This window comes from Bartonella sp. AP88XZML (assembly GCF_042195565.1).
GTDB lineage: Bacteria > Pseudomonadota > Alphaproteobacteria > Rhizobiales > Rhizobiaceae > Bartonella.
Genome location: NZ_JBHIOQ010000061.1, coordinates 1 through 6381 on the forward strand (window position 1 = coordinate 1; position 6381 = coordinate 6381).

General features: G+C 40.2%; 8 protein-coding genes and 1 pseudogene. 8 read left to right on the forward strand and 1 reads right to left on the reverse strand.

From position 1 onward, the window contains the following. The 5 genes and pseudogenes from ACFIK2_RS07330 to ACFIK2_RS07350 all read left to right on the forward strand — a co-directional run. A pseudogene (locus ACFIK2_RS07330) lies at positions 1–124 on the forward strand (single-stranded DNA-binding protein); the annotation flags it as partial. 53 nt (positions 125–177) lie between these two features. Next, complete coding sequence (locus tag ACFIK2_RS07335) at positions 178–672, forward strand: hypothetical protein (RefSeq protein WP_375677090.1); 495 nt, start codon at positions 178–180, stop codon at positions 670–672. A gap of 97 nt (positions 673–769) precedes the next feature. Further along, positions 770–1027 (forward strand): AbrB/MazE/SpoVT family DNA-binding domain-containing protein, encoded by a 258-nt coding sequence (locus ACFIK2_RS07340; protein ID WP_375624257.1) that lies wholly within the window; start codon positions 770–772, stop codon positions 1025–1027. After that, positions 1027–1359, forward strand: a complete 333-nt coding sequence (locus tag ACFIK2_RS07345; protein ID WP_375639625.1) for a type II toxin-antitoxin system PemK/MazF family toxin — start codon at positions 1027–1029, stop codon at positions 1357–1359. The genes ACFIK2_RS07340 and ACFIK2_RS07345 overlap by 1 nt, the downstream gene beginning before the upstream one ends. Before the next feature lie 113 nt (positions 1360–1472). Further along, entirely contained in the window at positions 1473–1700 is a 228-nt protein-coding gene (locus ACFIK2_RS07350) for a DUF6290 family protein (protein WP_007346764.1), read from the forward strand. A gap of 64 nt (positions 1701–1764) precedes the next feature. Here the strand turns inward: ACFIK2_RS07350 and ACFIK2_RS07355 are convergent, their stop codons facing one another. Beyond that, complete coding sequence (locus tag ACFIK2_RS07355) at positions 1765–3150, reverse strand: hypothetical protein (RefSeq protein WP_375677091.1); 1386 nt, start codon at positions 3148–3150, stop codon at positions 1765–1767. Positions 3151–3456: 306 nt separating this feature from the next. Between ACFIK2_RS07355 and ACFIK2_RS07360 the strand changes: the two genes are divergently transcribed. From ACFIK2_RS07360 to ACFIK2_RS07370, 3 genes are all read left to right on the forward strand, one after another. Beyond that, complete coding sequence (locus ACFIK2_RS07360) at positions 3457–3771, forward strand: hypothetical protein (protein WP_375677092.1); 315 nt, start codon at positions 3457–3459, stop codon at positions 3769–3771. Then, positions 3752–5050, forward strand: a complete 1299-nt coding sequence (locus ACFIK2_RS07365) for a phage terminase large subunit (RefSeq protein WP_375677093.1) — start codon at positions 3752–3754, stop codon at positions 5048–5050. The genes ACFIK2_RS07360 and ACFIK2_RS07365 overlap by 20 nt, the downstream gene beginning before the upstream one ends. Beyond that, on the forward strand, positions 5035–6381 hold a 1347-nt coding region (locus tag ACFIK2_RS07370), incomplete at its 3' end, for a portal protein (RefSeq protein ID WP_375677094.1). The genes ACFIK2_RS07365 and ACFIK2_RS07370, both read left to right, overlap by 16 nt.

Sequence of the window (6381 nt, forward strand, 5' to 3'; positions counted from 1 at the left end):
GTTGTATTTGCTTGATGTAAAGAAAGATCAATCTGCCCCTTCATCTATTACTTCTCAAAATTATGCTATCGCTTCAGGTGCCGCTGATCATAGTGCATCTCTTAATGACAGCATACCATTTTGATTGATAAAATATAACAAAGAGAAACATGTGGGCTCCCACAGATTAGGGGATGTATGAAGAAGAAAGATGCTTACATTTCACAAGTGAAAGTACGTCAAGATCCTGTTAATCAATTGGCAATTGAAATGCGTGCTAAACGCTTTGGTTTGACGATTGAAGAGGCTAAAAATCCGCTTGCTGGTACTTATGTTGGGCGGCTGTGTTTGCAAGGCATGCTTACTCAAGACCAGTATGATGCTGCGCAAAAATATCTTGAAGTGAAAAATGACTATTTGTGTGCAAAAGGTTTACCAAGCGCTGTTTATGATGAAATGCCATCATCTTCTGATGACAAAGCAAGAGAAAAATGGGTTGAATTTGCAACAGAACAGTTTTCTAATATGCAAGAGGCGATAAAAGAAACACAACATCTCTATAGACAGTATAATCTTTATGCAGCAATACAATATATTGTTGTCGAAGACCAAACATTACCACATCTTGTGAATTCATTGCGGGTCGCTCTTAACGCGCTTCATAAATATTTTGACAGAAAAACTAAATGGTAAATGTTTTATTGTTCTTATTTCTATAAAAGCATGAAAAGCTCTTGAAGAATATGCATTAGAATGTTATATTTTTATATAATATTAAAGGGAGTGTTTTATGCACACAACAAAATTACGTAAAGTTGGAGGGTCTGTTATGCTCTCTATACCGCCCGCATTGCTTGATGTTCTTCATCTTTCTGAAAACACGCAAGTGGGTTTGGCTATTGACAATGGACAATTGGTTGTAAAACCACAGGCATTCCCTAGCTATACTCTTGAAGAATTGTTAGCGCAATGTAATCCTTCAGATGATTTTGCGGATGGTGATATGGAGTGGTTTGATGCCAAGCCTGTTGGCAGAGAGCTCTTGTAATGAAGCGGGGCGAAATTTGGTTTGTATCGCTTGACCCAACTTCTGGTTATGAGCAAAAAGGAACGCGTCCTGTACTGGTTGTGTCACCGGAGGCGTTTAATCGTGTCACAAAAACACCAATTGTCTTACCTATTACAAGTGGAGGAAATTTTGCGAGAACCGCAGGGTTTGCTGTTTCATTAGCAGGAACAGGATTACATACCACAGGTGTGATACGTTGTGATCAACCACGAGCTCTCGATATAGCAGCGCGTCAGGGAAGGAAAATGGAAACAGTTCCCTCTATAATTATGAACGAAGTGTTAGCCAAGCTATCAACATTTCTAACATAGTTTTTTTATGCATCTTTAAGAACGATGCTAAAGTAAGCAATGTGACGTGAAACGTTTTTCTGTACAATTCGTTATATTTGTATTACAGTGAATACAAATATAAGGATTGTGTTATGACGATATCTATTCGATTGCCAAGTGATCTCGAAACACGTTTGAATAATTTAGCTGCTAAGACAGGACGTACAAAGTCTTTTTATTTGCGTGAGATTATTGAACGTGGAATAGAGGAAGCAGAGGATTATTATTTAGCTTCACAAGTAAGAGAGCGCGTTCGAAGGGGAGAGGGTACTTTTTATAGCTCTGAAGAGGTGAGGAAAGAGCTTGGCTTGGACGATTAGGTGTTAGAAAACTGAAGCAAAGTCTGGACAAATACTTTTCACAAAAGCGCATAATCGTATTGGTTTATAACAAATATTCTACCAAATGCTCGTAGGATTTGTTGTAATGAAAATCTTTATTTTCGAAAATTGCCTCCTGCTTTTCGATATGAAATTGTTTGTATTCTTCCTTTATAGCTTTTTTCAGTGCATTCACCTTTTCTTCACCGAAGATAATTTGTAGTTTCTCTCTTGAATTTATTATATTTACGAGCATATCCCAATAGATAAATCTATTATAGCATTTTTTACTTGCTGATTTAATTTGTTCTATTGTTCCTAATTTGTAAGTTTTCTCAAATGTTGGAATATTTTTAGAAATGTATAGATTATAATTATCTTTTTCATTTATGAGTTCTTTATCTTTCTCTTTACACTCATTTACCTGCCATTTTACCTCTTCGGTATAACGGTCTTCATCTAAAGAAATATATCCTTCTGTAACAGTTTCAAGAAGACGCTTATAATGAATAAAAATTTCTCTTGCTATTCTATAGTCATCCGAAATGTCATACAACAATGTCAGTAAATATTTTTTTATCCCTACTAGGCATTCATACTTAGGAGGCAAATGCCATGATTTCAGTATTTCTTCTATCTCTTCGTATTCTGTATTTTTAGACATTTCATCCCAGTAGATGTCAAGCGATTTATCATCTTTATAAAACCCATGTAACGCTTGTTTTTCGTACTCGGCTATGATCATATCATCAACCACATATAACCACCAATGCAACAAAAACATTGTAGGTTTATGACATGTTTTTTCTGTAAGGGGATCTACGATTTTTTCAACAACTATCCCGTTTTTTTTCATGAGTCGCATTGTTTTTAGATAGCTTTTCTTAAAAGCTATGTGTTTCTTGAATACATTGATTTTTTCGCAATGCTCAGCAGAAGGTTCTGTTTCCAAAGCTTTCTTATAGAGAAACGGTATTTCTTTATATCCTTGAGTACAGATATCTTTTATGATGGGATGGTGATGTTCATAATCTTCACCTATCATTATGGGATCTTTTATTCTTAGTATATCCTTTTCCCACTGTCTAATTTCTTTATTCCATTGCTTAATCCATTTTTGCGATATTTTTTGAGCCTTCTTTAAAAGACTTCTATCCCATTTCGTAATTTGTTCTTTGTATATTTCTATTTCTCGATCTTTATGTTCCTGAAGTAACTCGAATTGTTCTTCATAGTCATTCATTCTTAAATAGCCCCTAAAAGACAGCAAAGTTGCTATTATTAGTAATATGTTCACTGAGAATTCAAAATATAAAAACACATCGATTATTATGATTAATAAAATCGTATTTTCGAATCCCACATTCCAACCTTTCTCTCCTACCTTCGAAATGTGGTAGATCATATTTGCTGCTATTAATATTCCTCCTATGACTATAATTATTTCCATTATTCCCCCCGCTTTTTGCTAATCAATAACTTTGTGCTTCCGTATAATTGATTCGTTTAGAAGATACAATTGTGAGTGGTTGGTTGTTAAAGACACTAGATTTAGGTGAAAAAATAAAAAATACACAATATAGTGATTTTTTTGTTGACAGGATATGAAAAATAGTGTTTTATGGCGTTGCTGTACTAGTCGAATTGCGTCTAGAATTACGGTAAAGGTATAACCTTTCTTATAAGTTTATATGATTGTTCAGAGCCCTGCTTTTGCGGGGTTTTTTTATTGTCTTGTTTACAAAAAGAAACACACATGAAAACCACTGAAAAACTTGCAAAAAAAACGCCCCCAAAGGCAGGTCAAGGGCGAGTAAAAGGTGTGCCAAATAAAACGACACGTATTTTGAAAGAAGCAGTGCTTAAGGCAGCAGAGCGCGCTGGTAAGAAATATGGTGATGATGGTTTGATCTCTTATTTGGAAAAGCAGGCTATAGAATGTCCAGCGGCTTATTTAGCGTTGCTTGGTAAGGTGTTGCCTTTACAGGTAACAGGTGAAGATGGGGGAGCCATTAAGATGATAACGCGTGTAGAAATCGCGCCTTTGGTCAATGACAACACGACAGATTAGTATTGTACCAAAACTCATTCCTATTTTTGCAGGGGACGCTTTGGTGCGAGCGGCTTGGGGTGNATTGATGGCTGCTTTAAAAGGCTATCAATTTGGTATGCAGGGGATATCGGGGACCATTCTTTGTGCACGTCAGTTTCAGAATTCTTTGGCAGAGAGTTCATTGGAGGAGATTAAGCGCGCCATTGAAGCGCACGACTTTTTAAAGGACTATTACAAGGTTGGGGAATCTTCGATTAAGTCGATAGATGGTCGCGTAGCCTTTCAGTTTTCTGGTCTGGACCGTAATATTGCGAGCATTAAATCCATGGGGCGTATTTTGCTTTGTTGGGTTGATGAGGCAGAGCCCGTTACAGAGACGGCTTGGCAAACGCTTATACCGACTTTGCGAGAAGAAGGAGAGGGATGGCGGGCAGAATTATGGGTGACATGGAACCCGTTGCGAGAGAATGCCCCCGTTGAGAAGCGGTTTCGCTTTTCAGACAATGAAGCCATTAAGCGTGTAGAGATCAATTGGTCAGACAACCCGAAGTTTCCCAAGATCTTGAATGAAGCGCGGCTTGATGATCTGAGAAACCGTCCCGAGACCTATAAGCATATCTGGGAAGGGGCTTATCTTACAGCGGTTCAAGGCGCTTATTATCAAAAGGAAATGTTGGCAGCCGAGCAAGAGGGGCGGATAGGGCGCGTTGCGCGTGATCCTTTAATGCAGATACGCGCCTTTTGGGATATCGGGGGCACAGGTGCTAAGGCAGATGCTACGGCGATATGGATAGCGCAATTTGTTGGTAGGGAGATCAGAGTACTTGATTATTACGAAGCACAGGGACAGCCGTTATCGGAACATATCGGTTGGTTGCGTCACAATGGTTATGAGAAGGCATTGATGGTGTTACCCCATGATGGGGCGACCAGAGACCGTGTGCACAATGTGAGTTTTGAGAGCGCTCTTAAACAGGCAGGCTTTCAAACAAAAGTTATCCCTAATCAGGGAGCAGGAGCTGTTAAGATACGTATAGAAACAGTCCGCCGTGTTTTGCCTTCTGTTTGGTTTAATGAAAAGACGACGGTAGCAGGACGTAAGGCACTGAACTGGTATCACGAGAAATGGGATGAGAAGCGCAATATTGGCTTGGGAGCAGAGCACGATTGGTCCAGTCATGGGGCAGATGCCTTTGGACTGATGTGTATTTCATACAAACCACCAAAAGAAATACAAAAGCGACCAGCTTATAGCGGCAGAACGGAATATGAGAGTACCTCATGGATGGCAGAATGATGTATGATGAAGAGCATTTAGATAAAGAAAGTAACGCATCAGATTTGTCGACAGAAGGCTTATTTCGCAAGCTTGTGAGCTGGTACAAAGAAGATGTGGAGCATGTGAATAAATGGCGTGAACATGCGCGGGAGGATTTTGGTTTTTACAATGGTGATCAATGGAATGAAGAAGATTTATCGGCGTTAAAAAAGCAACGCCGCCCCGTTATGACCTTTAATCGTATTGCCCCATTGGTCAATGCCGTTGTGGGGTCAGAGCGTAATAACAAGCGCGAAGTGCAGTTTATTCCCCGTCAAGTAGGGAAGGCATTGCCTAGTGAATTGCTTACCGGTGCGGCAGAATGGTTTCGGGACATGGCGCATGCAGAATACGCTGATAGTGATGCTTTCCAAGATGCGGTTATCTGCGGCATGGGGTGGACTGATACACGGCTTGATTATGAGAACAGCCTCGATGGTGAACCGGTCATTACGCGTTTAGACCCGTTAAAGATGGTTTGGGATAGTGCAGCGGTGCAACCGAATTTAACCGATGCGCAACGTTTGTGGTATGTAGACCGCAAGCCGTTAGAAGTAGCTAAGCAGATGTTTCCCAAATCTCATTGGACAGAGCTGAGTGCAGATTGGGCAAGGGATGGGAGCTCTCATGAAGGTGTTCACCATAATGATCTTGATTATTACAGTGATGAAGGGAGCATTGATGTTGAAAACGGTCGTCGGATGGTCACGCTTGTTGAATGCCGTTGGTTTGAAAGCGAGCGATATTACAAAGCGCCCGATTTAAGCACTGGAGAACTTCGTGATTATAGCGAGGAAGAATTTAAGCAGCTCCAGTGCATGATGCCCGATATCCAAGGGGCAGCTTTCAATAAAAAGGTCGTAAAACGTGCTTTTTTAGGGAGAAAATTGCTTGAATCCCCTGATCAACCTTTGGTTCCAGCGGGTCAATTGGGTTGGGAGTGTATAACAGGGTATTTTGATAAGATAGAACGGCAATTTTATGGGGTTGTCCGTCCGACAAAAGATCCACAACGATGGGCGAATAAATATTTTAGTCAAGTGATGTATATCCTTAATAGCCAATCCAAAGGGGGGCTTATTGTCGAGGAAGGGGCGTTTAAGGACATCAGGCAGGCTATGCAAGATTGGGCGCGGGCTGATGCGTTGCTAGTTGCTGAAGATGGCGCTCTTGCAGAAGGCAAGATACAACCAAAGCCTGTAGCACAGTTTCCAGAGGGCTTTTTCCAGCTGTTTAATGAAGCTAAGGAAGCAATTAATCAGGTGACGGGTTTATCACCCGAATTCATTGGTACAAGGGAAGTGACACAA

What these genes read in the sequence shown, in the direction of transcription:
- ACFIK2_RS07340 (WP_375624257.1), top strand. Translation starts at nt 770, where the DNA reads ATGCACACAACAAAATTACGTAAAGTTGGAGGGTCTGTTATGCTCTCT.
- ACFIK2_RS07350 (WP_007346764.1), top strand. Translation starts at nt 1,473, where the DNA reads ATGACGATATCTATTCGATTGCCAAGTGATCTCGAAACACGTTTGAAT.
- ACFIK2_RS07355 (WP_375677091.1), bottom strand. Translation starts at nt 3,150, where the DNA reads ATGGAAATAATTATAGTCATAGGAGGAATATTAATAGCAGCAAATATG.
- ACFIK2_RS07345 (WP_375639625.1), top strand. Translation starts at nt 1,027, where the DNA reads ATGAAGCGGGGCGAAATTTGGTTTGTATCGCTTGACCCAACTTCTGGT.
- ACFIK2_RS07335 (WP_375677090.1), top strand. Translation starts at nt 178, where the DNA reads ATGAAGAAGAAAGATGCTTACATTTCACAAGTGAAAGTACGTCAAGAT.
- ACFIK2_RS07360 (WP_375677092.1), top strand. Translation starts at nt 3,457, where the DNA reads ATGAAAACCACTGAAAAACTTGCAAAAAAAACGCCCCCAAAGGCAGGT.